This is a genomic window from Kitasatospora sp. NPDC057940, from assembly GCF_042887425.1.
Lineage (GTDB): Bacteria > Actinomycetota > Actinomycetes > Streptomycetales > Streptomycetaceae > Kitasatospora.
Map to the genome: position 1 here is coordinate 82,552 of NZ_JBHVPH010000028.1, position 23,707 is coordinate 106,258.

At 71.6% G+C, this 23,707-nt stretch carries 19 protein-coding genes; 9 read left to right on the forward strand and 10 right to left on the reverse strand.

The window, feature by feature from the left end; translation table 11 throughout:
- The first annotated feature begins 35 nt into the window (after positions 1-35).
- Positions 36-1,691 (forward strand): alpha/beta hydrolase, encoded by a 1,656-nt coding sequence (locus ACFVTF_RS31390; protein ID WP_387817617.1) that lies wholly within the window; start codon positions 36-38, stop codon positions 1,689-1,691.
- A 363-nt stretch (positions 1,692-2,054) separates the two neighbouring features.
- Positions 2,055-2,492 (forward strand): 2-oxo-4-hydroxy-4-carboxy-5-ureidoimidazoline decarboxylase, encoded by a 438-nt coding sequence (locus ACFVTF_RS31395; protein WP_387817637.1) that lies wholly within the window; start codon positions 2,055-2,057, stop codon positions 2,490-2,492.
- 43 nt (positions 2,493-2,535) lie between these two features.
- On the opposite strand, the gene ACFVTF_RS31400 is transcribed toward ACFVTF_RS31395, so the two are convergent.
- Entirely contained in the window at positions 2,536-3,327 is a 792-nt protein-coding gene (locus ACFVTF_RS31400; RefSeq protein ID WP_387817618.1) for a hypothetical protein, read from the reverse strand.
- 254 nt (positions 3,328-3,581) lie between these two features.
- On the opposite strand from ACFVTF_RS31400, the gene sdhC reads away from it, so the two are divergent.
- From sdhC to ACFVTF_RS31420, 4 genes are read left to right on the forward strand one after another with little or no spacing between them, the layout of a single operon-like run.
- Positions 3,582-3,962, forward strand: a complete 381-nt coding sequence (gene sdhC, locus ACFVTF_RS31405) for a succinate dehydrogenase, cytochrome b556 subunit (RefSeq protein ID WP_063349043.1) — start codon at positions 3,582-3,584, stop codon at positions 3,960-3,962.
- Between the two features lie 8 nt (positions 3,963-3,970).
- Positions 3,971-4,462 carry a succinate dehydrogenase hydrophobic membrane anchor subunit gene (locus ACFVTF_RS31410; RefSeq protein ID WP_371518499.1) on the forward strand — a complete coding sequence of 164 codons (492 nt, stop codon included), beginning with the start codon at positions 3,971-3,973 and terminating at the stop codon, positions 4,460-4,462.
- 54 nt (positions 4,463-4,516) lie between these two features.
- Positions 4,517-6,259, forward strand: coding sequence for a succinate dehydrogenase flavoprotein subunit (gene sdhA, locus ACFVTF_RS31415; protein ID WP_063349041.1), 1,743 nt, complete (start codon positions 4,517-4,519; stop codon positions 6,257-6,259).
- The gene (locus ACFVTF_RS31420; protein WP_387817619.1) at positions 6,259-7,032 is read left to right on the forward strand and encodes a succinate dehydrogenase iron-sulfur subunit; all 774 of its coding nucleotides are present in this window, start codon (positions 6,259-6,261) and stop codon (positions 7,030-7,032) included. Before sdhA ends, ACFVTF_RS31420 begins: the two co-directional genes overlap by 1 nt.
- A 66-nt stretch (positions 7,033-7,098) precedes the next feature.
- Here the strand turns inward: ACFVTF_RS31420 and ACFVTF_RS31425 are convergent, their stop codons facing one another.
- Positions 7,099-8,712: a hypothetical protein gene (locus tag ACFVTF_RS31425; protein ID WP_387817621.1), complete on the reverse strand. Its 1,614-nt coding sequence runs from the start codon at positions 8,710-8,712 to the stop codon at positions 7,099-7,101.
- Between the two features lie 91 nt (positions 8,713-8,803).
- Positions 8,804-9,061, reverse strand: coding sequence for an SCO4848 family membrane protein (locus tag ACFVTF_RS31430; RefSeq protein WP_387817623.1), 258 nt, complete (start codon positions 9,059-9,061; stop codon positions 8,804-8,806).
- A 142-nt stretch (positions 9,062-9,203) separates the two neighbouring features.
- Here ACFVTF_RS31430 and ACFVTF_RS31435 point away from each other — a divergent pair, with 142 nt between their 5' ends.
- A complete protein-coding gene (locus ACFVTF_RS31435; protein ID WP_387817624.1) occupies positions 9,204-10,415 on the forward strand; it encodes a D-alanyl-D-alanine carboxypeptidase family protein in 1,212 nt (403 codons plus the stop codon).
- Between the two features lie 34 nt (positions 10,416-10,449).
- Here the strand turns inward: ACFVTF_RS31435 and ACFVTF_RS31440 are convergent, their stop codons facing one another.
- Complete coding sequence (locus ACFVTF_RS31440; RefSeq protein ID WP_371518494.1) at positions 10,450-11,394, reverse strand: YihY/virulence factor BrkB family protein; 945 nt, start codon at positions 11,392-11,394, stop codon at positions 10,450-10,452.
- A 54-nt stretch (positions 11,395-11,448) separates the two neighbouring features.
- The gene (locus ACFVTF_RS31445) at positions 11,449-12,447 is read right to left on the reverse strand and encodes a glycosyltransferase family 2 protein (RefSeq protein ID WP_387817625.1); all 999 of its coding nucleotides are present in this window, start codon (positions 12,445-12,447) and stop codon (positions 11,449-11,451) included.
- Between the two features lie 134 nt (positions 12,448-12,581).
- Here ACFVTF_RS31445 and ACFVTF_RS31450 point away from each other — a divergent pair, with 134 nt between their 5' ends.
- Entirely contained in the window at positions 12,582-16,154 is a 3,573-nt protein-coding gene (locus ACFVTF_RS31450) for a CDP-glycerol glycerophosphotransferase family protein (RefSeq protein WP_387817626.1), read from the forward strand.
- Between the two features lie 318 nt (positions 16,155-16,472).
- A complete protein-coding gene (locus ACFVTF_RS31455) occupies positions 16,473-18,983 on the forward strand; it encodes a CDP-glycerol glycerophosphotransferase family protein (protein WP_387817628.1) in 2,511 nt (836 codons plus the stop codon).
- A 20-nt stretch (positions 18,984-19,003) separates the two neighbouring features.
- Here the strand turns inward: ACFVTF_RS31455 and ACFVTF_RS31460 are convergent, their stop codons facing one another.
- The 5 genes from ACFVTF_RS31460 to ACFVTF_RS31480 all read right to left on the reverse strand — a co-directional run bounded on the left by ACFVTF_RS31460 (position 19,004) and on the right by ACFVTF_RS31480 (position 23,699).
- On the reverse strand, positions 19,004-19,492 hold the full coding sequence (locus ACFVTF_RS31460; protein WP_347878545.1) for a 2'-5' RNA ligase family protein: 489 nt from the start codon (positions 19,490-19,492) through the stop codon (positions 19,004-19,006).
- Between the two features lie 62 nt (positions 19,493-19,554).
- Positions 19,555-20,595, reverse strand: a complete 1,041-nt coding sequence (gene trpS / locus ACFVTF_RS31465) for a tryptophan--tRNA ligase (RefSeq protein ID WP_371518488.1) — start codon at positions 20,593-20,595, stop codon at positions 19,555-19,557.
- A gap of 30 nt (positions 20,596-20,625) precedes the next feature.
- Positions 20,626-21,951 (reverse strand): hemolysin family protein, encoded by a 1,326-nt coding sequence (locus ACFVTF_RS31470; protein ID WP_387817629.1) that lies wholly within the window; start codon positions 21,949-21,951, stop codon positions 20,626-20,628.
- A 125-nt stretch (positions 21,952-22,076) separates the two neighbouring features.
- Complete coding sequence (locus ACFVTF_RS31475; protein WP_371518484.1) at positions 22,077-23,069, reverse strand: malate dehydrogenase; 993 nt, start codon at positions 23,067-23,069, stop codon at positions 22,077-22,079.
- 204 nt (positions 23,070-23,273) lie between these two features.
- The gene (locus tag ACFVTF_RS31480) at positions 23,274-23,699 is read right to left on the reverse strand and encodes a DUF3017 domain-containing protein (RefSeq protein ID WP_063349030.1); all 426 of its coding nucleotides are present in this window, start codon (positions 23,697-23,699) and stop codon (positions 23,274-23,276) included.
- Between the last annotated feature and the right edge of the window lie 8 nt (positions 23,700-23,707).

Sequence of the window (23,707 nt, forward strand, 5' to 3'; positions counted from 1 at the left end):
TCAAACGTGTCACCCGCCAGTGGTACACACGTGCGATGAGAACCTTCCGGGCCGCCCGCCCACGGGTCCTGCTGACCGCTCTGGCGGCAGGCGCCCTGCTCCTCACCGCCGCGTGCGACGACACCGCCAAGCCGTCCCAGGACCAGGCCGCCGGCACCTCCGCGCCCGGCACCACGAGCCCCACGGCCACCCCGCCGCCGACCCCGACGCCCAAGCCCACCGGCGAGGCCGACCCGGCCCTCCAGCCCTTCTACGGCCAGCAGATCGCCTGGGCCGACTGCCCGGCCGACCCCACGGCCGAGAAGCTCAAGATCGACACATCGGGGATGCAGTGCGGCAAGCTGCACGTCCCGCTCGACTACGCCAACCCCGGCGCCGACGCGATCGACCTCGCCCTGGTCAAGTACCCGGCTGCCAAGCCGGACCAGCGGATCGGCTCGCTGATGGTCAACCCGGGCGGCCCGGGCGAGTCCGGCGTCGGGATGGTCAAGTACGGCGCCAAGGACTACACCGGCACCCTGCACAACCGCTTCGACGTCATCGGCTTCGACCCGCGCGGCACCGGGGACAGCTCACCGATCGTCTGCTACGACGACAAGCAGCGCGACGCCGCCGACCAGCAGGACGCCCCGCTCGACCTGGCGACCCGCAAGGCCGAGCACGTCAAGCAGGCCACCGAGCACGCCGCCGCCTGCCAGGCCAAGTCCGGCAAACTGCTGCCGTTCGTCGGCACCCGCAACACCGCTCGCGACCTGGACGTGCTGCGCGCCGTCAGCGGCGACAAGAAGCTCAACTACCTCGGCGTCTCCTACGGCACCTACCTCGGCTCGCTGTACGCCGAGGAGTTCCCGAAGAACACCGGTCGGCTCGTCCTGGACGGCGCCGTCGACCCCTCCCAGGACACCATGGACCACGGCGTCGACCAGCAGATCGGCTTCGAGAAGTCCTTCGAGCGCTTCGCCGCCGACTGCGTGGAGAACCACGCCGACGAGTGCCCGCTCGGCAAGGACCCGGCCAAGGCCGCCAAGAAGGCCGCCGACTTCCTGGACGGTCTGTACGACCACCCGCTGACCGTCAAGGACGGCCGCAAGCTGGGCCGCGACCTGGCCTGGACCGGCACCATCCAGACGCTCTACGGCGACGAGAAGACCTCCTGGAAGTACCTGCGCGCCGCCCTGGGCTGGGCGATGGTGCGCGGCAAGGGCGACTACCTGATGAACTCCGCCGACGGCTACAACGGCCGCGACGAGAACGGCCACTACAGCCCGATGCAGGAGTCCAACGGCGCGATCAGCTGCGCCGACGCGGCCCGCCCGGCACCGACGCCGGAACACGCCAAGCAGGCGGTGGACCGGCTGACCGCCGAGGCGCCGCTGCTGTCCAAGGGCACCACCGTGGACGACTACAGCGAGGCCGGCTGCGCCTACTGGCCGTTCAAGACCACGGAGAAGCCGCACACCATCCGGGCGGAGGGCGCCGCCCCGATCCTGGTGGTCGGCTCCACCGGCGACCCGGCCACCCCGTACGCCTCGGCCGAGGCGCTGGCCAAGGGCTTCGCCAACGCCACCCTGCTCACCCGGGTCGGCGAGGGGCACGGGGCCTTCGGCAAGGGCAACGTCTGCATCGACCGGGCCCTGGAGGCCTACCTGACCGAGGGCACGATGCCGGCCGACGGAACCCGCTGCTCCTGAGGCGGGGACGCCGGGTCGACAGACGGCGGATTGACAGATGAATGCGGGGAGGGCGCTGACACGAAGATGTCAACGTCACAACTTGATAGCTCGTCCGGATGAATCCCGCGCGCGCCCTCCCCAACTGATGACGGCTCAACTACCTTTGAGGAGCTGCCCGACCGGCGCCGTGACGCCGCCCGCAGCCCCCATACTTCAGCTGCTTCACCCCACCCCACTTCACCGGCACCTTCCCGCCCTCACGAGGAGGACCCGCTGGCCAGCGACATCCCGCCACAGCGGCTCGATCCAAGCTCCGAGCCGACCCTCCTCGGGCTGCACCGCTTCAACGAAGCCGATGCCGGCGCCGCCGAGGAGGCCCTGCTGGCCTGCTGCGGCAGCCACCGCTGGGCCCTGCGGCTCACCGCCCACCGGCCCTACCCCGACATAGAGTCCCTGCTGGCCGCCGCCAGCGAGGCCTCCTACGACCTCCGCCCGGCCGACCTGGCCGAGGCGCTCGCCGACGAGAGCTGGATGCCGCAACCGCTGCTCGGCATGCGGGCACCGGGCAGCCAGGCCGCGCACACCGCGCTGCGGGCCGCCCACGCCGCGTACGAGGCCAGGTTCGGCCACGTCTTCGTGGTCTGCCTGGAGGGCGTGGCCCCGGAGGAGATGCTCGACACCGTGCTCTCCTCGATCCGCACCCGGCTGGCCAACGACCCGGACGAGGAGCGGCTGATCTCGGCGGACGAGCTCCGCCGGATCTCCCTCACCCGACTGGAGCACCTGGTCGCCACCCATTCGGAGGCCGGGGCGCGCTGAGCCGCCGACTCCTCCCCCATCCCGCCCACTCCCTCTCCGCCCGCTACTTCTTCTTCACCTGCGCGGCCCGCAGCTTGGCCACCTGCTGCCGGACGATCACCTCGTCCGGCGCGGCGGCCGGCTCGGCGGCGACCCCGAAGGTGGTGAACACCGCGAGCGCCGGCCCGATCCGGGCCAGCACCGCATGCTGCGAGAGCACCGCGTTCCCCGATTCATTCGTCAGGGTGAATCCGAGCGCGGCGTCCGCTCCCCCGGGGGTGGGCGTGTCCTCACGGTTCAGCCGGTGCCTGGTCCGGATCGGCGCCTTCTTCCCCGGCTTCTCGGCGGGCGGCGCCGGGGCCGTCGAGGTGAACGCGGCACACGGGACGAACAGCTTCTCCAGCTCCGCCTGGAGCGCGGCCGCCCGTCCCGCCCGGTAGCCGAGCAGCCCTCCGTACACACCGCCCCTGGGATCGGCGGCCCGGGCCACGCTCAGGTCCGTCTCCGCGTACGGGTAGCCCGGGGCCGGCGAGGCCGGGGCGGCCCCGGCGCCGGTGGCCGCCGGGGCGGCCGGGGTCACCGCGTCCAGCAGCGGCTGGCAGGCCGGGACGTCCGCGACCTCCCGCCCCGCGCCCGCCCCGGTGTCGCCGTGGCCGGGCGTCATCACCGTCACCGTGTAGCCCGCCCCGAGGTCGGCGTCGGCCACCGCGGCCGCCCGCAGCTCGGCCGCGGACAACTCGCGGCCTGGCCCGGCGGCCCGGTCCGCGGAGGAGCCGCCGACCGTGGTGCAGCCCGTGGCGAGCAGCAGCAGGGCCACGAGGGCGGCGGCGGGCGGTCGGGCGGGGCGAAGCGGCACGGGGGCCTCGGCAGGGTGTCGACGGCGGAGCGGGCCGCCACCGTAACGCAGTCGAGCGGTCACCCAGAGCGACCGAAGTGTCGCTGGTTCCCGTCCGGCTAGGCCAGTCGTGCCTGATTGATCACACCTACGACCCCCGGAGGCGGTTCGCGACGCAGCGTCGATAGGATGCTGGCGGCCGGTGGACCGTACCTGGCCGGGCTGACCGACACCGAAGCCGGCCGAGCCCCCAATCGCTTCCGGAGGGTTTTTCCGTGCCGGCTGGAACGCTGTACCGCGGCCGGGAAGGCATGTGGAGCTGGGTGGCTCATCGAGTCACCGGCGTCCTCATCTTTTTCTTCCTGTTCGCCCATGTCCTGGACACCGCTCTGGTGCGAGTGTCGCCCGAGGCGTACGACACCGTCATTCAGACGTACAAGACTCCTCTCGTGAACCTGATGGAGTACGGCCTGGTGGCCGCCATCCTGTTCCACGCCCTCAACGGCCTGCGGGTCGTCGCCGTGGACTTCTGGTCCAAGGGCCCGAAGTACCAGAAGCAGATGCTCTGGACCGTCGTGGCGGTCTGGGTCGTGCTGATGGCCGGCTCCTTCTACGGGATCCTGCAGCACACGCTGATCTCCTGGTTCGGGAAGTGAGCTGACACATGTCCACGGAATACTCCGACGCACTGGTCGTCCCCTCCGCGCAGGCGCACACCGGCAAGGGCCTCGGCACCGGCAACCCGGCCGACGCGTTCGTCATCGAGCCGCCGCGCAAGCGCACCGAGAAGACCCCGCGCCGCACCCGCACCAACTTCGAGATGCTGGCCTGGCTCTTCATGCGCCTGTCCGGCATCGTCCTCGTGGTCCTGATCCTCGGCCACCTGCTGATCATGCTGGTGCTCGACGGCGGCGTCTCCAAGATCGGCTTCGCCTTCGTGGCCGGCCGCTGGGCCTCGCCGTTCTGGCAGGTCTGGGACCTCACGATGCTCTGGCTCGCCATGCTCCACGGCGCCAACGGCATGCGGCAGGTCATCAACGACTACGCCGAGAAGGACTCGACCCGGCTCTGGCTGAAGGGGCTCATGGGTACCGCCACGGTCTTCACCGTGCTGCTCGGCACCCTGGTGATCTTCACCTTCGACCCCAACATCTGACGACAAAGCATCTAATCGGCAATCGGCAGAGGCCAGAGGCGAGTTAGAACCCCCATGCAGATTCACCAGTACGACACCGTCATCGTCGGCGCCGGCGGCGCCGGCATGCGCGCGGCCATCGAGTCGACGCAGCGCACCCGCACCGCCGTCCTGACCAAGCTCTACCCCACCCGGTCCCACACCGGCGCGGCCCAGGGCGGCATGTGCGCCGCCCTCGCCAACGTCGAGGAGGACAACTGGGAGTGGCACACCTTCGACACGGTCAAGGGTGGTGACTACCTGGTCGACCAGGACGCCGCCGAGATCATGTGCAAGGAGGCCATCGACGCCGTCCTCGACCTGGAGAAGATGGGCCTGCCCTTCTCCCGCACCGAGCAGGGCCGCATCGACCAGCGCCGCTTCGGCGGGCACTCCCGCAACCACGGTGAGGCCCCCGTCCGCCGCTCCTGCTACGCGGCCGACCGCACCGGTCACATGATCCTCCAGACGCTGTTCCAGAACTGCGTCAAGCACGGCGTCGAGTTCTTCAACGAGTTCTACGTCCTCGACCTGCTGATCAACGAGGGCAAGACGGCCGGCGTCGTCGCCTACGAGCTGGCCACCGGCGAGATCCACGTCTTCCAGGCCAAGTCCGTCGTGTTCGCCTCCGGCGGCACCGGCAAGTTCTTCAAGGTCTCCTCCAACGCCCACACCCTCACCGGTGACGGCCAGGCCCTGGTGTACCGCCGCGGCCTGCCGCTGGAGGACATGGAGTTCTTCCAGTTCCACCCGACGGGCATCTGGCGGATGGGCATCCTGCTCACCGAGGGCGCCCGCGGCGAGGGCGGCATCCTGCGCAACAAGGACGGCGAGCGCTTCATGGAGCGCTACGCCCCCGTCATGAAGGACCTCGCGTCCCGTGACGTCTGCTCCCGCGCGATCTACACCGAGATCCGCGAAGGCCGCGGCTGCGGTCCGGACGGCGACCACGTCTACCTGGACCTGACCCACCTGCCGCCGGAGCAGCTGGACGCCAAGCTCCCGGACATCACCGAGTTCGCCCGCACCTACCTCGGCATCGAGCCCTACACGGACCCGATCCCGATCCAGCCCACCGCGCACTACGCCATGGGCGGCATCCCGACCAACGTCGAGGGTGAGGTGCTGCGCAACAACACCGACGTCGTCCCGGGCCTGTACGCGGCCGGCGAGGTCGCCTGCGTGTCCGTGCACGGCGCCAACCGCCTGGGCACCAACTCGCTGCTGGACATCAACGTGTTCGGCCGTCGCGCGGGCATCGCCGCCGCCGACTACGCCAACGTGCACGAGTTCGTCGAGCTGCCCGAGAACCCGGCCGAGAAGGTCCAGGCCCTGGTCGACGGCCTGCGCGAGGCCGCCGGCACCGAGTCCGTGGCGCAGATCCGCAAGGAGCTGCAGGAGACCATGGACGCCAACGCGATGGTGTACCGCACCGGCGCCACCCTGAAGCAGGCGGTCGAGGACATCGCCGCGCTGAAGGAGCGCTACAAGAACGTCTCGATCCAGGACAAGGGCTTCCGGTACAACACGGACCTCCTGGAGGCCGTCGAGCTGGGCAACCTGCTCGACCTGGCCGAGGTGCTGGCCGTCTCCGCGCTGGCCCGCGAGGAGTCGCGCGGCGGCCACTACCGCGAGGACTTCCCGACCCGTGACGACGTGAAGTTCATGCAGCACACCATGGCGTACCAGGAGGTCGCCGCCGACGGCAGCACCTCCATCCGCCTCGACTACAAGCCGGTCGTCACGACCCGCTACCAGCCGATGGAGCGTAAGTACTGATGAGCACTCCTACCGTGGAGAAGCACTCGGCCGCTCTGGACGCGGTCGAGGCGGGCGGCGTCGAGCTGATCACCGTCACCTTCCGGATCCGCCGGTTCAACCCGGAGGAGCACCCGGACCCGGTGTGGGTCGACTACCAGCTGACGCTGGACCCGAAGGAGCGCGTCCTGGACGCGCTCAACAAGATCAAGTGGGAGCAGGACGGCACCCTCACCTACCGCCGTTCCTGCGCGCACGGCATCTGCGGCTCCGACGCCATGCGGATCAACGGCCGCAACCGGCTGGCGTGCAAGACCCTGATCAAGGACGTCAACCCGGAGAAGCCGATCACGATCGAGGCCATCAAGGGCCTCACGGTCCTCAAGGACCTGGTCGTGGACATGGACCCGTTCTTCCAGGCGTACAAGGACGTCATGCCGTTCCTCATCACCAAGGGGAACGACCCGACCCGCGAGCGCCTGCAGTCCGCCGAGGAGCGCGAGCGCTTCGACGACACCACCAAGTGCATCCTGTGCGCCGCGTGCACGTCGTCCTGCCCGGTGTTCTGGAACGACGGCCAGTACTTCGGCCCGGCCGCGATCGTGAACGCGCACCGCTTCATCTTCGACTCGCGCGACGAGGGCGCCGAGCAGCGCCTGGAGATCCTCAACGACCGTGAGGGCGTGTGGCGCTGCCGCACCACCTTCAACTGCTCCGAGGCCTGCCCGCGTGGCATCGAGGTCACCAAGGCGATCCAGGAAGTGAAGCGGGCGCTGGTCACCCGCCGCTTCTGATCTCCGCCTGACACGGCGAAGGCCCCCGTCCGATCATCCGATCGGACGGGGGCCTTCGCCGTGGGCTCAGCGCAGCGCGCCGAGGTCCTTCGGGGCGGACCAGCCGCTGAAGGTCACCAGGTGCCGGTCGGCGGTCACGGCCCACAGGTCCGGCGCGCCGTCCCCGTCACCGTCACCCGAGCTGCCGAGGGTCGGGTAGGCGGCGGTGGTGAAGCCGGTGGCGACCACGTTCGCCTTCGGGTCCGCGAGCGCGGAGAAGTCGAAGGTGCCGTCGGCCTTCTTCGGGACCGGGTAGGCGTGCAGGTCACCGGTGGCCCGGTCGCGCGCCCACAGGGCGAGGTTGCCGGCGGCATCCGGGCCGGGGGCGATCAGGTCGTAGCCGGCCCAGTCGCCGGTGGTGGTGAGCTTGCGCACCTTCTGGGTGCCGAAGCTGAAGTTGCCACCGGCGTGCAGCCAGAGGTCGCCTCCCTCAAGGGTCACCAGCGACGGGGCGAAGCCGCCGGCCGCCGGACCGAACGCGACGAGCTGGTCCGCCTTCGACCAGTCGGAGGCGTAGTCGGCGGGGCACGCCGCGTCCGCCCCGGTGGCGTCCACGCAGCGGGTCGAACGCGCGGCACCCGTCCAGCTCTGGCCGAAGGAGCCGTAGTCGAAGTTCCGGTACTGGTAGAGGTAGCCGTCGCCCGGCTTGTGGACGAAGAGGTCGTCCGAGGACGGCGCGTGCTGGTTCGACCAGCCCAGGTGGGCCACCTGGAACGGCGCCCAGTTGCCGTCGTACGGCGCGCGGGCGCCCTTGATCACCGTATTCGGCGTCGTACCGGACGCGTTCACGCTGAGGTACTGCAGGTTGCCCTGCGCGTCGGGCAGCAGGATGTCCGCGGTGCCGTCCCCGTCGACGTCGCCGAGGGTCTTCGGCGGGTTCGGGTTCGACGGTGCGTAGAAGGTGTAGGACGCCCCGCCGACGTTGCCCGCCTTGTCCATCACCTGGACGTTGAGGATGTTGGTCCCCCAGTCCCGGACCTTGAGGTCGACCGTCACCGTGCCGTCGGCACCCGGCTTGACGGCATCGGACGAGTCGCAGCCGCCGACACCGAGGTTGCTGAAGCCGTACCGGACGCAGTCGACACCGGAGGCCTGCCCGCCGGCCGGGGCCGGGTCGGCGGTCGTGAGGACGAAGGTCCCCCTCTGGCCCGCGTACTTGGTGGCGGTGCCGCCCGCCGGGAAGTCGGGCGAGGAGACCGTGACGGTCGAGCTCGTGGTGTCCACCCGGAAGTGGCAGTCCGCCGACGGGGCGGAGGTCTGCTGGTCCTGCACGGCCCAGGCGTGCCATGCGTAGCCGTGCCCGTCCACCAGGCCGGGGACGGCGACCTTGGCCTGCTGGCCGTACGCCTGGGCCGTTCCGGTGAACACCGGGTCCTGGGCGCCCGTGGTCTCGTCCCAGACGCCGAACCGGGCGCCGGTGCCGGTGACCTTGGCGTTGAGCGTCGGGCCGTTCATGGTCCGTCCGACCCAGCTCGGGGCGGTGGTCGAGTCGCAGGCGTCGGCGCGGTACTCGCTGCCCTGGCTGGTGCCGAGGACGGCCGGCGCGGTGTCGGCGGCGAAGGCGCCGGGCGCGGTGAGCAGGCCGGCCGCGATCGCGGCTGCCGTCACCCCGCCGAGTCTGCGGGCATGCCGAAGTGTCATGGAAGTACCCCACCCCTTTGATCGAGAGATCTCGTCACGTGTACGAGCGGTGAGGATCTTTCCAGTGGGGACCGACAGCGGCAACGGAGATTCAGTCGGTGGCCGGGGTGCGGCGGGTGGCGCGGATGCCGCGCAGGCCGATGGCGCCGACGGCGATGCCGAGGAGGAAGGAGGTGACGGCGAGGAGGAGGTGGATCCAGAAGAAGGCGGTGGGCTGGGAGTGGTCGCCGTTGGTGAAGGCCTGGCCGCCGGAGTCCTTCCAGAGGTTCTTGACGAAGGTGGTCCAGATGATGATCGACCAGACGCCGAAGGCGGTCAGGAACCAGGAGGTGCGGCGGCTGAGCTTCATGGGGGTCCTCGTCGGGGGTGTGGAGGCGGGGTGCGTCCCCCAGTATGCGCGGACCGCCGATCGGCGTAGGGCGGGCCCCTCATACGGAGGACCGGCTCGGTGTGGCGCACAGCGGATGCCCCGGAGTGGGTACGGTCTGCGCGTGTCCACACGTCGTCAGAAATTCGCGCATCTGTTCGTCACGACCGCCGCGGTCCTCCCGGCCCTGTTAGCCGCCCCGGGGGCGGTCGCCGCCCCGCAGGAGCCGCCCCCGGCCGCTTCCGTGGTCGGCGGCGAGCGGCTCGGGCGCTCCGGCGTCCAGGTCTCGCCGCTGGCCGGAGCCCCGGCCCTGCCGAGGGACCTCACCGGCGAGTCCTGGATAGTCTCCGACGCCACGTCGGGCGACGTGCTGGCGGCCAGCAACCCGCATCTGCGGCTCGCCCCGGCCAGCACCCTGAAGATCCTCTTCGCCGACACCGTGCTGCCCAAGTTCGACCGCAGCACGGTGCACAAGGTCGCCGACGAGGAGATCCTCGGGCTCGGTGAGGGCAGCAGCCTGGTCGGCATCAAGGAGAACCTGGAATACCGGGTCGAGGACCTGTGGCGCGGGGTGTTCCTGAGCTCGGGCAACGACGCCGTACACGTCCTGGCGCACATGAACGGCGGCGTCGAGCAGACCGTCGTCGAGATGCAGTCCCGCGCCGACGCCCTCCAGGCCCGGGACACCCGGGTGATCTCCCCGGACGGCTACGACATGGACGGGCAGCTCTCCTCGGCCTACGACCTGTCGCTGTTCGCCCGGGCCGGCCTGCGCAACCCCGACTTCCGGATGTACTGCGCCACCCGGCAGGCGATGTTCCCGGGCGCGGTGGACAAGAACACCGGCCAGCGCGGCAGTTTCGGGATCGCCAACACGGACCGCCTGCTGGGCAAGTACCCCGGCCTGATCGGCGTGAAGAACGGTTACACCACCAACGCCGGCTCGACCTTCGTCGGCGCCGCCGAACGCAACGGCCGCACCCTGCTGGTGACCGTGATGCACCCGGACGGCTACCAGAAGGTCTACGACGAGACCGCGGCCCTGCTGGACTGGGGCTTCGCGGCGGCCGGCAAGGTGCAGCCGGTCGGCAAGCTGGTCGACGAGCTCCCGCCGGACGGCGAGCCCTCCGGCCAGGCCGGCGGCACCGCCGGCGCGCCCCCGCCGCACTCCACCCCCGCCACCCGGCCCGGCACCGCCCCCGCCGCCGCCCCGGCGGCCGCCGAGGACGACGGGCTCGGCCTCGGCGGCTGGCTGGCCGTCGTGCTGGTGACGGCCGCGGCCGGCTACGGGGTGCTGGTCCTGCGGCGCGGCCGCCGCGGGCCCTCCGGCTGGTGACGGCCGGGCCAACGGACGGCCTGACGGCCCGGTCTCAGGGTTTCTCCTGGGGCCGGGCCGCCGCCGTGTCCGCGGCCGCCGCCTCGTCGGCCGCCGCCAGCAGCGCCCGGGCGTGCTCCCGGGTGCGCTCCCGGGCGGCCACCGGATCGGCCATCGCCGTCCAGGCCACGCAGTACATCAGCAGCCGGGAGACGAAGTTGATCCACAGCAGCAGCGCCACCGGCACGCCGAAGGCCCCGTACAGGCTCTTCCCGGCGACGGAGCCGAGGTAGGAGGCGAGCAGGACCTTCAGCAGCTCGAAGCCGACCGCGCCGATCAGCGCGCCCTGCAGCACGTCGCGCCGGCGCTGGCCGCCGATCCCGGGGAACGGCGCCAGCAGGTAGGCGAAGAGCAGCGTGTCGCACGCTATGGCGATGAGCACGCCGACCCCGGTCAGCAGGTAGCCGCTGCGCAGCCCGGTCCAGTCGGCGATCCGCCCGGCCAGCGTCGTCCCGGCGGTGGAGGCGCCCACCGAGATCAGCGACACCACGCCGAGGCCGGCCAGCACCGCGCAGTCCCAGCCCTTGCGCAGTACCACGTTGGTGTCGTCGTCGGGCAGCTGCCAGACGTCCCGGATCGAGGTGCGCATGGTGTCCACCCAGCCGAGGCCGGAGACCAGCAGCAGCGCCCCGCTGACCAGTCCGACGGCGCCCGCGTTGGCCACCAGGGAGGGCAGGTTGAGCGCCTCCGAGATGCCCGGCAGCTGGTCGGAGATGTGCTTCTGCAGGTCCGCGACCTGGCTGCCGCTGAGCGTCGAGACGGCGATCGCCAGGCCCACCGTGAGCAGCGGGAACAGGGCGAGGAAGCCGAAGAAGGTGACCGCACCGGCCAGCCGGTTGCCCCGGGCCGCGGAGAAGTGCTCGTACACCCGGTACGGGCGGCTGCGCAGTACCCACGTGACGAGCGGGCCGATGACCGGGAGGCGGGTCAGGAAGTCCACCCGACCGGTTATACCGGCCCGTCCTCCGAATGGCCGTCAGGCTCGGCGCAGATTCTAGCGTTTCACCAGCCGGCGGGCCCGGGCGAGGGCGCGGACGGTCTGGTAGGCGCCGTAGCGGCCGTGGCTGAGCAGTTCGGTGCGCACGCCGTCCACGCCGGGCGGCGGGCGGTAGCCGGCCGGCCGGAGCCGGGCGCAGTGGGCGGCGGCGCGGCGGAAGTACTCGCGGCGGTCGCCGGGCGGGATCCGGCCGGGCTTGGAGACGACGGTGTTGAGGTGGTGCAGCATCCGGCCGTAGACGACCGGGCGCCAGTGGTCGAGGTCGGGGCGGCGGTCCAGGAAGGCGAAGACCAGGTCGTACTGGGCGAAGACGTCGAAGTGCTTGCGGCTGGCGGTGGCCAGGATGTTGCCGCCCTCCTGGCGCTGGCGGTAGTGCACGCCGACCTCGTCGAGCAGGGTGATCCGGGCCGCGGCGAGCAGCGCCGGGTACGTCCAGGGGGTGTCCTCGTAGTAGCCGGCCGGGAAGACCAGCTGCTGGGCGGTGACGAAGTCGCGGCGGTAGGCCTTGTTCCAGACCACCTGGAGCAGGTCGAGCAGGTCGGGGCGGGCGGCGAGGTCGAAGACGTCCGGGGAGGCGGCGCCGAACACGTGGGCGGAGGCGGCCCGGGTGATCCGGCCGTCGGCGTAGGTGCGGGCGTAGTCGTAGACCAGGACGTCCGGGTCGCCGGTGGCGGCGAGCCGGTCGTCGACGCTCTTGAGCAGTTGGGGGGTGAGCGTGTCGTCGCTGTCGAGGAAGACCACGTACTCCCCGGTGGCGACCTCCAGGCCGGCGTTGCGGGCCCGGCCGAGGCCGACGTTCTCGGGCAGGTGCAGCACCCGGATCCGCGGGTCGGCGGCGGCGGCCTCGTCGAGCATCCGGCCGCAGCCGTCCGGGGAGCGGTCGTCCACCGCGATCAGTTCGAGGTCGGGGCCGCCCTGGCCGAGCACCGAGTCGAGGCACTCGACGAGGTAGTCCTCGACCTGGTACACGGGAACGATCACGCTGAAGCGGGGCACGGGCCCAGCGTAGTGGCCCCGAAGGGCCCCATGGCCCGGAGGTAGGATCGGTGCGCACGTACGCACCGATCCAAAGTGCGGTCAGGCCCTCACCGGGCTGCCACGCTCCTTCCCGAGAAAGGCCTGCGTAGCCGATGGCTCCCCGCCTCTCCATCGTCGTTCCGATCTACAACGTCGAGCGTTACCTGGTCGAATGCCTCGACTCGATCGCCGCCCAGACCTTCACGGACTTCGAGTGCGTCATGGTCGACGACGGTTCGAAGGACGACAGCGCGGCCCTCGCCGAGGCGTACGCGGCCAAGGACTCGCGGTTCCGGCTGGTCCGCCAGGTGAACAAGGGCCTCGGCGCGGCCCGCAACACCGGCATCCGGCACATCGACCCGGACGCCGAGTTCCTGTGCTTCGTCGACAGCGACGACTCGATGCCGCCGAGCGCGTACGAGTTGATGATCAACACCCTGGACGAGACCGGCTCGGACTTCGCCACCGGCAACGTGCTGCGGTTCCGCGCAGTGGGCTACTACCAGTCCGGCGGACACTCGAAGCCGTTCAGGGAGACCAAGCTCAAGACGCACATCACCGAGATCCCGGCGCTGGTCACCGACCGCACCGCGTGGAACAAGGTGTACCGCCGCTCCTTCTTCGACGCGGCCGGCATCCTCTACCCCGAGGGCATCCTGTACGAGGACGCGCCGGTCAGCGTGCCGCACCACTACCTCGCCAAGAGCGTGGACGTGCTCTGCGAGCCGATCTACCACTGGCGCGAGCGGGAGGTCGGCGAGATGTCGATCACCCAGATGCGCACCAACCCCAAGGGCCTGATCGACCGCGTCACCTCGGTCGAGCTGGTCCGCGGCTGGCTGCGCAAGCAGACCGACCCGCGCTTCGCCGAGTACCTGCGCTCCTACGACGAGAACACCCTCGTCGAGGAGATCCCGATGTTCTTCTGGTCCGTCGTGGACGGCGACAAGGAGTACCGGGACGCCTACATCAAGAACGTCAGCCGGCTGCTGCGGGCGATCGGTCCCGAGCAGGTCCGCAAGCTGCGGGCGCCGCTGCGGCTCAAGTACCACCTGACCCTCCAGGGCCGGATCGACGAGTTCGTCGAGCAGATCAAGTACGAGGGCGAGAGCAACGGCGGTGTCCAGGCCCGCGGTCTGCTGCGCCCGTACGCCGACTACCCGTTCCTGCGCGGCGGGCGCAAGAGCGTGCCGTCCGGCGTGCTCAAGCTGGACAACTCGCTGGTCATGCGCAGCCGGCTGTACGAGACGGCCTGGGTCGGCGGGCGGCTGCAGCTGACCGGGCACGCGTACCCGGAGCAGATGGGCGCGGCCGGCAAGCACGACATGGTCCGCACCCTGGTGCTGCGCGAGGCCAAGGGCCGCCGGGTGATCGCGGTGCCGATGAAGACCCAGTACAGCCCCGAGGCCACCGCCAGCTGCCACCACGACCTGTACAGCTGCGACTGGGCCGGCTTCACCGTCGGCATCGACCCGAAGAAGCTCAAGCACCGCGGCCAGTGGAAGGACGGCAACTGGCGCGTCCTGGTGGCCGGCGCGGGCAAGGGCGGCGTCTACAAGGGCCGGGTCTGGGCCGGCTGGAGCGACACCGCGCAGTACATCCCGGCGCACTGGGTCGAGCCGGACGTGCGGATCGTGCCGTGGGTCCGGGACGGCTCCGTCTACCTGCGGGTGGAGACGGTCAAGGCCCGGGTGACCGGCCTGGCTTCGCACGGCGGCCGGGTCGAGGTGTCGGGCGCGGCCCGCTCCGGCTCCAGCTTCGCCGGGGCGCGGCTGCGGCTCACCCACGTCGAGTCCGACCGCGAGCTGGCCTTCCCGCTGGAGCTGGGCGCGCCGGTCGGCAGCCTGCAGCCGTTCAGCGTGTCCTTCCCGGTGGCCGAGCTGACCGCCGTCCGCGAGGCCTGGGCCGAGCTGGACCCGGTGGCCACCGAGCGCGGCCGTGACCGCTGGGACACCGCGCTGCTGCTGGCCGACGGCAGCACCGTCCCGGTGACCTGGGACGACCGCAACGCCCCGGCGCAGCTGCACCTGCCGCTCAACCCGGACGCCCCGGTCGACCAGCGCCGGGCGCTCTACTCCAAGCCCTCCCCCAGCGGGTACCTGCAGTTCTCCGACCAGCTGCTCCAGCCGGTGGTGGACGAGGTCTCCTCCCGCGGCGCGGACGGCTTCCTGCTCAGCGGTTCGTTCCCGCTGTCCGGCGCGCACCGCTGGGAGCTGGTGGTCCGCCACGACTGGCGCGAGGAGGAGCACGTCTACCCGGTGGAGATCGCGGACGGACGGTTCCGGACCGCGCTGCCCGCCGTGCCGACGGCCTCCTTCGCCGGCCGGGTGCCGCTCGCCCAGGGCACCTGGAACGTCTTCTTCCGCCCGGTCGGCGTCGCGGCCGAGGAGCTTCCGAGCTCGTACGCGCTGATCTCGCCGGACTGCTTCGGCGCGATGCCGCTGGAGGTGGAGTCCCGGGGCAAGCGCATCGTGCTGGAGCGCCGCCACCACGACGGCCTCTCCCTGGAGTCGCACTCGGCGCTGCTGCCGGAGGAGCGCAGCGGCTACCGGCTGCGCCAGCTGCGGTACGTCGACTACCCGAACGCCCGCCGGCACCCGGTGCGCGACACCGTGCTGTACAACGTCGGCCTCGGCGGCCTGTACGCCGACTCGCCGCGGGCGGTCCACGAGGAGCTGGTCCGCCGCGGCCTGCCGCTGGAGCACCTGTGGGGCAGTGACGACCTCCAGGCCGACCTGCCGCAGTCGGCGAGCGCGATCCGGCTGTGGAGCCCGGAGTGGTTCGAGGCGCTGGCGACCGCCAAGTACATCGTCACCAGCACCCACCTGCCCGACTTCTTCGTCCGCCGCCCCGGACAGGTGGTCCTGCAGACCTGGCACGGCAGCCCGCTGAAGCAGATCGGCCTCGATTTCGAGAAGGTCTGGTTCACGGATGCGAACTACCTGAAGGGCCTCGCCCGGGAGGTGCCGAGCTGGAGCCTGCTGGCGGCCGGCAACAGCTGGTCGGCCCCGATCCTGCGACGCGCGTTCGACTACAAGGGCGAGATCCTCGAAAGCGGTTCGCCCAAGAATGACCTGCTCTTCGCGGCCGACCGGGAGAAGACCGCCGAACAGGTGCGCGAAAGGCTCGGCCTGCCCGAGGGCAAGAAGGTCGTGCTCTACGCACCGACCTGGCGCGAGGACCGGCGCCGGCCGAACGGCGGGTACCAGCTGGACCTGCGGCTCGACCTGGCGGCGGCCAAGGCCGCGCTCGGCGACGACCAGGTGCTGCTGGTGCGCCGGCACAGCATGATGTGCGGTCAGATCCCGGGCGCCGGCAACGGCTACATCTGGGACGTCGGCAGCTACCCCGACATGGCGGAGCTGCTGCTGATCGCCGACGTGCTGATCACCGACTACTCCGCCAGCGTGTTCGACTTCGCCGCGACCGGCAAGCCGATCCTGTTCTTCACCTACGACCTGGAGCACTACCGCGACAACCTGCGCGGCTTCAGCCTGAACTTCGAGGCGGAGGCGCCCGGCCCGCTGCTGGCCACCTCCGAGGAACTGGTCGACGCGCTCGGCCGGGTCGGCGAGGTCGCGGCCGAGTACGCCGACAAGGCCGCCGCGTTCCGCACGGCGTACTGCGACCTGGACGACGGCAAGGCCTCCGCCCGGGTGGTCGACGCGATGCTCCGCGCGCAGTAGCACCGAGCAGTACCGAGCAGCACGGGGTGCCCCGGAGCACCCCCGAGAGCCCCGCAGAGGCGCCCGACGCGAACCGCGTCGGGCGCCTCCGCGCTTTCCTGGGAATTCCCTGACAATATCCCAAGCCTTTGCCTGTACATTGCACTCGAACTAGTGTTTCGTCGGTGAATTTCACGGGAAATTCTCTGGTCCATACTGTTGACCGCGAACGGCGTTCCGGTATGGGATATGAATGCGGCCCCGGTTTCCTCTCGGCATCGGTCCGGCGGCCCCGGTCCACCGCCCATGGCCCGGCCCCCGTCCCGAAGGACCCCTGCCATGCCTGCGCTCACACGGTTCGTCCTTCCGCACGCCGACCCCCGCGTGAGCATCGACCAGCCCGCCGCCGACGAGGACGTCACCTTCGGCCTGCTGCGCGCCCGCTGGACCGGCCGCGGCCTGGAGCTCACCGGTTTCGCCCGCCCGGACGACCTCGACACCGGCCGCCCCGGCTCCGCCTGGACCTGGCTGACCCTGCGCCACGCCGACGGGGCCCGGCCGCCCGTCCACCTGCGCTCCCGGCCCCGCCGGCTGCCCGAGGTCACCGACGACAGCGCCCAGCCCGAGTTCAACCACGACTGGTCCGGCTTCACCGCCCTGATCGAGCCCGGCCGGCTGCGCCACGGCACCGACTGGCTGCTCGGCGACTGGCAGATCGAGACCACCCTGTTCACCCGCCCGCGCCCCACCCGGCTGCGCCGCCGGTACGGCGCCCTCGCCCCGCACTGGTGCGGTTCCGGCGAGTACCCGCCGGCCCACTGGGTGGACCACGACGTCCGCCTCCAGCCGCACTTCGCCGACGGGCGGCTGCGGCTGCTGCTCGAACGCCCCGGCATCCGGCTCACCCACGCCACCCCCACCACCGACGGCCTCGACCTGCGCGGCAGCGCGGACGCCTGCCCGTCCGGCACCGTGCTGCGGCTGCGCCACCGGCAGAGCGACGCCGTGATCGAACGGCCGGTCGCCCGCACCGGCAACACCTTCGCCGTCCACCTGCCGTACCGGCCGTTCACCGCCGACGGTCGCGGCAGCGGCGAACTGGAGCACTGGGACACCGAGTTCCTGCACCCCGACGGCAGCACCGAGCAGCTCTGCCTGGACGAGCGCGGCGGCCCGGTGGCCGGCCAGCACCGACTGCCCGACGCCCCGGACCGCGCCCTCTACCTCAAGCACCTCGCCGACGGCCGGCTCCAGGTGTGCGTCCAGCCCGCGGCCGGCCTGGTCGAGCGGATCGCCGTCCGGGCCGGCGGCTTCGAGCTCACCGGCCGCTGCCCGGACCGCGCCGCGGACCGGCTGGAACTCGTCCTGCGGCACACCGGCACCGCGAGCGAGGTCCGCTCCCCCGTCGAGGCCGACCAGGACGGCCGCTTCAAGGTCCTGCTGCCCGCCACCCGCACCGGCGCCGACGGCACCGCGCTGCCCCTGCGCAAGGGCATCTGGGAGGCCGCGCTGGCGCCCGCCGGGCGGCCCGGCCCGAGCCGCCCGCTGCTCGCCGCACCCGCCACCCTGCCCGCGCTGCCCGCCGCCACCACGGCCGGCGGCAAGCGGATCCTGCTCCAGCGCCGCTGGCACGACACCCTGCTGGTGGACTCCACCCCGGTGCTCACCCCCACCGAGCGCAGCGCCTGGACGCAGAGCCGCCAGCGCGCCGTCCACTACCCCGCCGCCCGCCGCGAACCGCTGCGCGAGGCCGTGCTCTACGACGTGTTCGGCGGCCGCGGCTACGCCGACTCCCCGCGCGCGGTGCACGCCGAACTGGCCCGCCGCGGCGCGCCGTTGGAGCACCTCTGGGTGGTCGACGACGCCCAGGCCGAACTGCCGCCCGGAGTCCGGGCCGTCCGGATCTGGAGCCCGGAGTGGTACCGCGCGCTGGCCACCTGCCGGTACCTGGTCGGCAACACGCACTTCCCGGACTTCCTGGAGCGCCGCCCCGGCCAGGTGGTGCTCCAGACCTGGCACGGCTCGCTGCTGAAGCGGATCGCCCACGACGTCGACAACCCCTGGCTGGCCGACCACGGCTACCTGGAGGCGCTCGACCGGGAGACCCCGCAGTGGAGCCTGCTGCTCTCCCCCAGCCCGTTCGCCACCCCGATCCTGCGCCGCGCGTTCCGCTACGACGGCGAGATCCTGGAGGCCGGCTACCCGCGCAACGACGTGCTCGCCCGCCCCGACGAGGCCGCCGCCGCGGCCGTCCGCCGCCGGCTCGGCATCCCGGACGGCAAGCGGATCGTGCTGTACGCGCCGACCTGGCGCGAGGACCAGCAGCGCGGTGACGGCGACGGCTTCCGGCTCGGCCTGCGGCTGGACCTCGACCACGCCCGGCGTCTGCTCGGCCGGGACCACGTGCTGCTGATCCGCCCGCACGCGCACGTCCGCGAGCCGCTGCCGGGCGCCGGGGACGGCTTCCTGTTCGACTGCGGGGACTACCCCGACCCGCAGGAACTGCTGCTGGTCGCGGACGTCCTGGTGACCGACTACTCGTCGATCATGTTCGACTTCGCCGTCACCGGCCGCCCGGTGCTCTTCTTCACCTACGACCTGGAGCACTACCGCGACACCCTGCGCGGCTTCTACTTCGACTTCGAGCCGCAGGCCCCCGGCCCGCTCGTCCCCACCTCGGCCGGACTGCTCGGCGCGCTGCGCGAACTCGCCGACTCCGGCGCGGACCTGCCGCCCGGGTACGCGGAGCGCCACCGGCGCTTCCGGGCCGAGCACTGCGTCCTGGACGACGGCGGCGCGTCCCGCCGGGTGGTCGACCGGATGCTCGAACTCGGAAGGTCAGTAAGGTAGTTGAAGGTCGGCCCGGTGGTTCAGGAGAAGAGGTAGCTCCGCCAGGGCCGCCAGACCTCGTCCGCGTCGAAGCGGGAGAGGCCGAAGCCCGGCACCGGGAAGGCCGCCCGGAAGCCGCGTGCCTGCGCGTACGCCTGGTCCAGCGCGTCGTCCGGCAGGCCGTGCGCGACCGTCACGTGCGGGTGGTACGGGAACGCCAGCTCGCGGGCCAGCGGGCCGGAGCGGACGTCCGCCTCCAGCAGCCGGCACTCCTGCGCGCCCTCCTCGACCCGGACGAACACCACCGGGGAGACCGGGCGGAAGGTGCCGGCACCGCGCAGCAGCATCCGGAACGGCCGGTGCGCGGCCGCCACCGCCGCCAGGTGCTCCTCGATCTTCGGCAGCGCCTCGGCCGGCACCTCGGTCGGCGGCAGCAGGGTGACGTGCGTCGGTATCGACCGGGCCAGCGGATCGCCGTGCCCGGCCCGGGCGTCCTGGATCTGCGCACCGTACGGATCCGGAACGCTCACGGACACGCCGATGGTGACGGTCCCGGGGAGACCGTCACCATCGGGCAGGCGTGTGAGGGGAGTCACCGCTTGGCGGCCGGGAGGAAGCCGACCCGGTCGTACACCGTCTCCAGCGTCTGCGCGGCCACCTCGCGGGCCTTCTCGGCGCCGATCGCCAGCACCCGGTCCAGCTCGGCCGGGTCGTCCAGGAAGGAGCGGGTGCGCTCCTGGAAGGGGGTGACCCACTCGGTGAACAGCTCGGCCAGCTCGGTCTTCAGGGCGCCGTACATCTTGCCCTCGAAGTGCGCGACCAGCTGGTCGATCGACTGGCCGCTGAGCGCGGAGTGGATGCGCAGCAGGTTGGAGACGCCGGGCTTGCCGTCCTCGTCGTAGGAGACGACGGTGCCGGTGTCGGTGACGGCGCTCTTGAACTTCTTGGCGCTGACCTTCGCCTCGTCCAGCAGGTTGACCAGGCCCTTGTCCGAGGAGGCGGACTTGCTCATCTTGGCGCCCGGGTCCTGGAGGTCCTGGATCTTCGCCGTCTCCTTGAGGATGTACGGCTTCGGCACCGTGAAGGTCGGGCTGTAGCGGGTGTTGAAGCGGTCGGCGAGGTCGCGGGTGAGCTCCAGGTGCTGGCGCTGGTCCTCGCCGACCGGGACGGCGTCCGCCTGGTAGAGCAGGACGTCCGCGACCATCAGCACCGGGTAGGTGAACAGGCCGACCGTGGTGCTGTCCGCGCCGTGCCGGACGGACTTGTCCTTGAACTGGGTCATCCGGGAGGCCTCGCCGAAGCCGGTGAGGCAGTTCATCACCCAGGCGAGCTGCGCGTGCTCGGGCACGTGCGACTGGACGAACAGGGTGCAGTGCTCCGGGTCCAGGCCGGCGCCGAGCAGCTGGGCGGCGGAGACCCGGGTGTTCTCGCGCAGCTCCTTCGGGTCCTGCGAGACGGTGATCGCGTGCAGGTCGACGACCATGTAGAAGGCGTCGTTCTCCTTCTGCAGGTCCACCCACTGGCGCACCGCGCCCAGGTAGTTGCCGAGGTGGAACGAGCCGGAGGTGGGCTGGATGCCGGAGAGAACCCGGGGACGGTCCTTGACCGGACCAGTGACCGCTGCGTTGACCATGCGGGCCATTGTTCCAGTTCCACCGGGCGCTCAGGAAACGTCCGCCCCAGGAGGTTCCGCCAGTGTGACCGCACTCACCCTCACCCGGGCGATCCGCCGCCCCTCCAGCTTGGCCACCGTCAGCAGCACCCCGCCGCCGCCCTCGACCGGGACGCGCACCTGGTCGCCGTCCCGGGGCAGCCGGCCGAGCGAGGCGACCAGACAGCCCGCCACCGTCTCGTACGGGCCCTCGGGCAGGGTGGCGCCGGTCTCCTCGGTGAAGTCGCCGAGGTTGAGCAGGCCGTCCAGCTCCATGCCGCCGCCGACCAGCCGGCGGGTGGCGGCGGTCTCCGGCCGGTCGTACTCGTCCCGGATCTCGCCGATCACCTCCTCGACCAGGTCCTCCAGGGTGACGATCCCGGCGGTGCCGCCGTACTCGTCCACCACGATGGCCAGGTGGTGGCCCTCGCGGCGCATCTCGCCCATCGCCTCCAGCACCCGCTTGGTGCCGGGCAGCAGCTTCACCGGGCGGGCCAGGTCGCGGGCCTTGGCGGCCTGCTCGCCGCGCGCGCCGTACAGGTCGCGGACGTGCACGAAGCCGACCACGGCGTCGGCGCTGCCCTCGACCACCGGGTAGCGCGAGTGCGGCGAGGTGTCCGCCTGGTGCCGGACGGCGGCCAGCGGGCGCTCGGCGTCCAGGAAGGTCACCTCGGTGCGCGGGACCATCACCTCGCGCAGCTGCCGCTCCCCGGCGGAGAACACGTCCGCGATCAACGCCCTTTCGTCGCTGCCGAGTTCGGTGTTGGCGGCGACCAGGCCGCGCAGTTCCTCGGAGCTCATCGAGCCACGGCCGGCGGCCGGGTCGCCGCCCAGCAGCCGGACCATCAGGTTGGTGGAGTGGCCGAGCAGCCAGATCACCGGGCGCAGCGCCACCGACATCACGTCCACCACCGGGGCCGCGATCACCGCGATCGACTCGGCCCGCTGCAGGCCGATCCGCTTGGGGGTGAGTTCGCCGAGCACCAGCGAGACGTAGCTGATCACCAGGGTGAGGCCGACCAGGGCGACCGCGTCGGCGACGCCCTGGGTGAGCCCGGCCCGGACGAACAGCGGGGCGACCTTGCCGGCCAGGGTGTCCGCGCCGAAGGCGGCGGACAGGAAGCCCATGCAGGTCACGCCGACCTGGACGGCGGCCAGGAAGCGGTTGGGGTCGGCGGCCAGGTGCGCGGCCCGGGCGGACCGCCGGGTGCCGAGCGCCTCCAGCGTCCGGATCTGGCCCTCGCGCAGCGAGATCAGCGAGATCTCGGCGACGTTGAACAGCCCGCCCAGCAGGATGAAGACGAGGACGAGCAGGGCGTCCCCGAGGGTTTCGTTCACAGCGGGTCAGTGTAGGACCGGCCGGCGCCCGGGGAGTGGAGGAACGGGCGACGGCCGGTCACACGGCGGCCCGCCGCCTCCGGGAAGGAGACGGCGGGCCGTCGGGAAAGCGGGTGCCGCGGGGCTCAGATGAGGCCCAGCTCCTGGACCGCGTCGCGCTCCTCGGTCAGCTCCTTGACCGAGGCGTCGATGCGGGCGCGCGAGAAGTCGGAGATCTCCAGGCCCTGGACGATCTCGAACTTGCCGGCCTTGGTGGTGACCGGGAAGGAGGAGATCAGGCCCTGCGGGACGCCGTAGGAGCCGTCCGAGACGACGCCCATGGAGGTCCAGTCGCCCTCGGCGGTGCCGTTGACCCAGGTGTACACGTGGTCGATGGCGGCGTTGGCGGCCGAGGCGGCCGAGGAGGCGCCGCGGGCCTCGATGATGGCCGCGCCGCGCTTGGCGACGGTCGGGATGAAGGTCTCGTCCAGCCAGGCCTGGTCGCTGCCGATGGCCTCGAAGGCCGGCTTGCCGGCGATCTCGGCCTGGAAGACGTCCGGGTACTGGGTGGCGGAGTGGTTGCCCCAGATGGTGACGCGCTTGATCTCGGAGACGGGCGCACCGGTCTTGATGGAGAGCTGGCCGACCGCGCGGTTGTGGTCCAGGCGGGTCATCGCGGTGAAGCGCTCGGCCGGGACGTCCGGGGCGTTGCGCTGGGCGATCAGGGCGTTGGTGTTGGCCGGGTTGCCGACGACCAGGACCTTGATGTCGTCCGCGGCGTGGTCGTTGATGGCCTTGCCCTGCGGGCCGAAGATGCCGCCGTTGGCCTGCAGCAGGTCGCCGCGCTCCATGCCGGCGGTACGCGGACGGGCGCCGACCAGCAGCGCGACGTTGGCGCCGTCGAAGGCCTCGTTCGGGTTGTCGGTGATCGTGATGTCACGCAGCAGCGGGAACGCGCAGTCGACGAGCTCCATCGCGGTGCCCTCGGCGGCCTTGAGGCCCTGCGGGATCTCCAGGAGGCGCAGGTTCACCGGGACGTCGGCACCGAGCAGGTGGCCCGAGGCGATGCGGAAGAGCAGCGCGTAGCCGATCTGGCCGGCCGCTCCGGTGATGGTGACGTTGACGGGGGTGCGGGTCATTTCTACCTTCTCCAGCAGATCGCCAGGTGCCCCAGGCACACCGGCGCGCTGGAGCCGAGGATGATCTCTCGACATCGAGAGACCGGCGTCAGGTTATCGCAAAGGGAAGCGTACGCCGCGGGTGCGGGCCTGGCTGATGCGTCACAACGGACGGCGGCCCCCGCCCTGGCTCGCAGGGCGGGGGCCGTCACGGTCACCCCGGCGTCAGTGCTTGGGCCGGCCGATCAACTTGCCGATGTTGTCGAGCAGCGGGATCTCCAGCCACGGGTTCGGCTGTGCCACCAGGGTCAGCAGCACGATCGACGCTCCCAGGAAGGTCAGCACGATCACGTCGGTGAAGCGGCTGCGCACCGCCAGCATCCCGACCTCGGGCAGCACCAGCCGCAGGACGGCCCCGAGCAGCACCCCGCAGCCGAGGATCAGCAGCCCGTACTTGAAGCCGTCCTTGAAGTCGGCGAACCAGGTGACCGCGAGGCCGGCCCCGACCACCAGCAGGACCAGGGTTATCGGCCACTGCCGGACCGGCAGGGTGTGGTCGCGCCCGAGCGCCGCGGCCGCGCCCTCGGGCGGCAGGGTGCCGGTGGTCTTGACCGGCCTGCGCGGGGTCCGCGCCGGTCGCGGTTCCGTCATGCTCGCCG

Excerpts from the sequence above, each read along its gene's own strand:
- ACFVTF_RS31425 (WP_387817621.1), bottom strand. The coding sequence starts at position 8,712 with ATGACACTTCGGCATGCCCGCAGACTCGGCGGGGTGACGGCAGCCGCG.
- ACFVTF_RS31430 (WP_387817623.1), bottom strand. The coding sequence starts at position 9,061 with ATGAAGCTCAGCCGCCGCACCTCCTGGTTCCTGACCGCCTTCGGCGTC.
- ACFVTF_RS31475 (WP_371518484.1), bottom strand. The coding sequence starts at position 23,069 with ATGACCCGCACCCCCGTCAACGTCACCATCACCGGAGCGGCCGGCCAG.
- ACFVTF_RS31420 (WP_387817619.1), top strand. The coding sequence starts at position 6,259 with ATGAGCACTCCTACCGTGGAGAAGCACTCGGCCGCTCTGGACGCGGTC.
- ACFVTF_RS31390 (WP_387817617.1), top strand. The coding sequence starts at position 36 with ATGAGAACCTTCCGGGCCGCCCGCCCACGGGTCCTGCTGACCGCTCTG.
- ACFVTF_RS31455 (WP_387817628.1), top strand. The coding sequence starts at position 16,473 with ATGCCTGCGCTCACACGGTTCGTCCTTCCGCACGCCGACCCCCGCGTG.
- trpS (WP_371518488.1), bottom strand. The coding sequence starts at position 20,595 with ATGGTCAACGCAGCGGTCACTGGTCCGGTCAAGGACCGTCCCCGGGTT.
- ACFVTF_RS31410 (WP_371518499.1), top strand. The coding sequence starts at position 3,971 with ATGTCCACGGAATACTCCGACGCACTGGTCGTCCCCTCCGCGCAGGCG.
- ACFVTF_RS31450 (WP_387817626.1), top strand. The coding sequence starts at position 12,582 with ATGGCTCCCCGCCTCTCCATCGTCGTTCCGATCTACAACGTCGAGCGT.
- ACFVTF_RS31480 (WP_063349030.1), bottom strand. The coding sequence starts at position 23,699 with ATGACGGAACCGCGACCGGCGCGGACCCCGCGCAGGCCGGTCAAGACC.
- sdhA (WP_063349041.1), top strand. The coding sequence starts at position 4,517 with ATGCAGATTCACCAGTACGACACCGTCATCGTCGGCGCCGGCGGCGCC.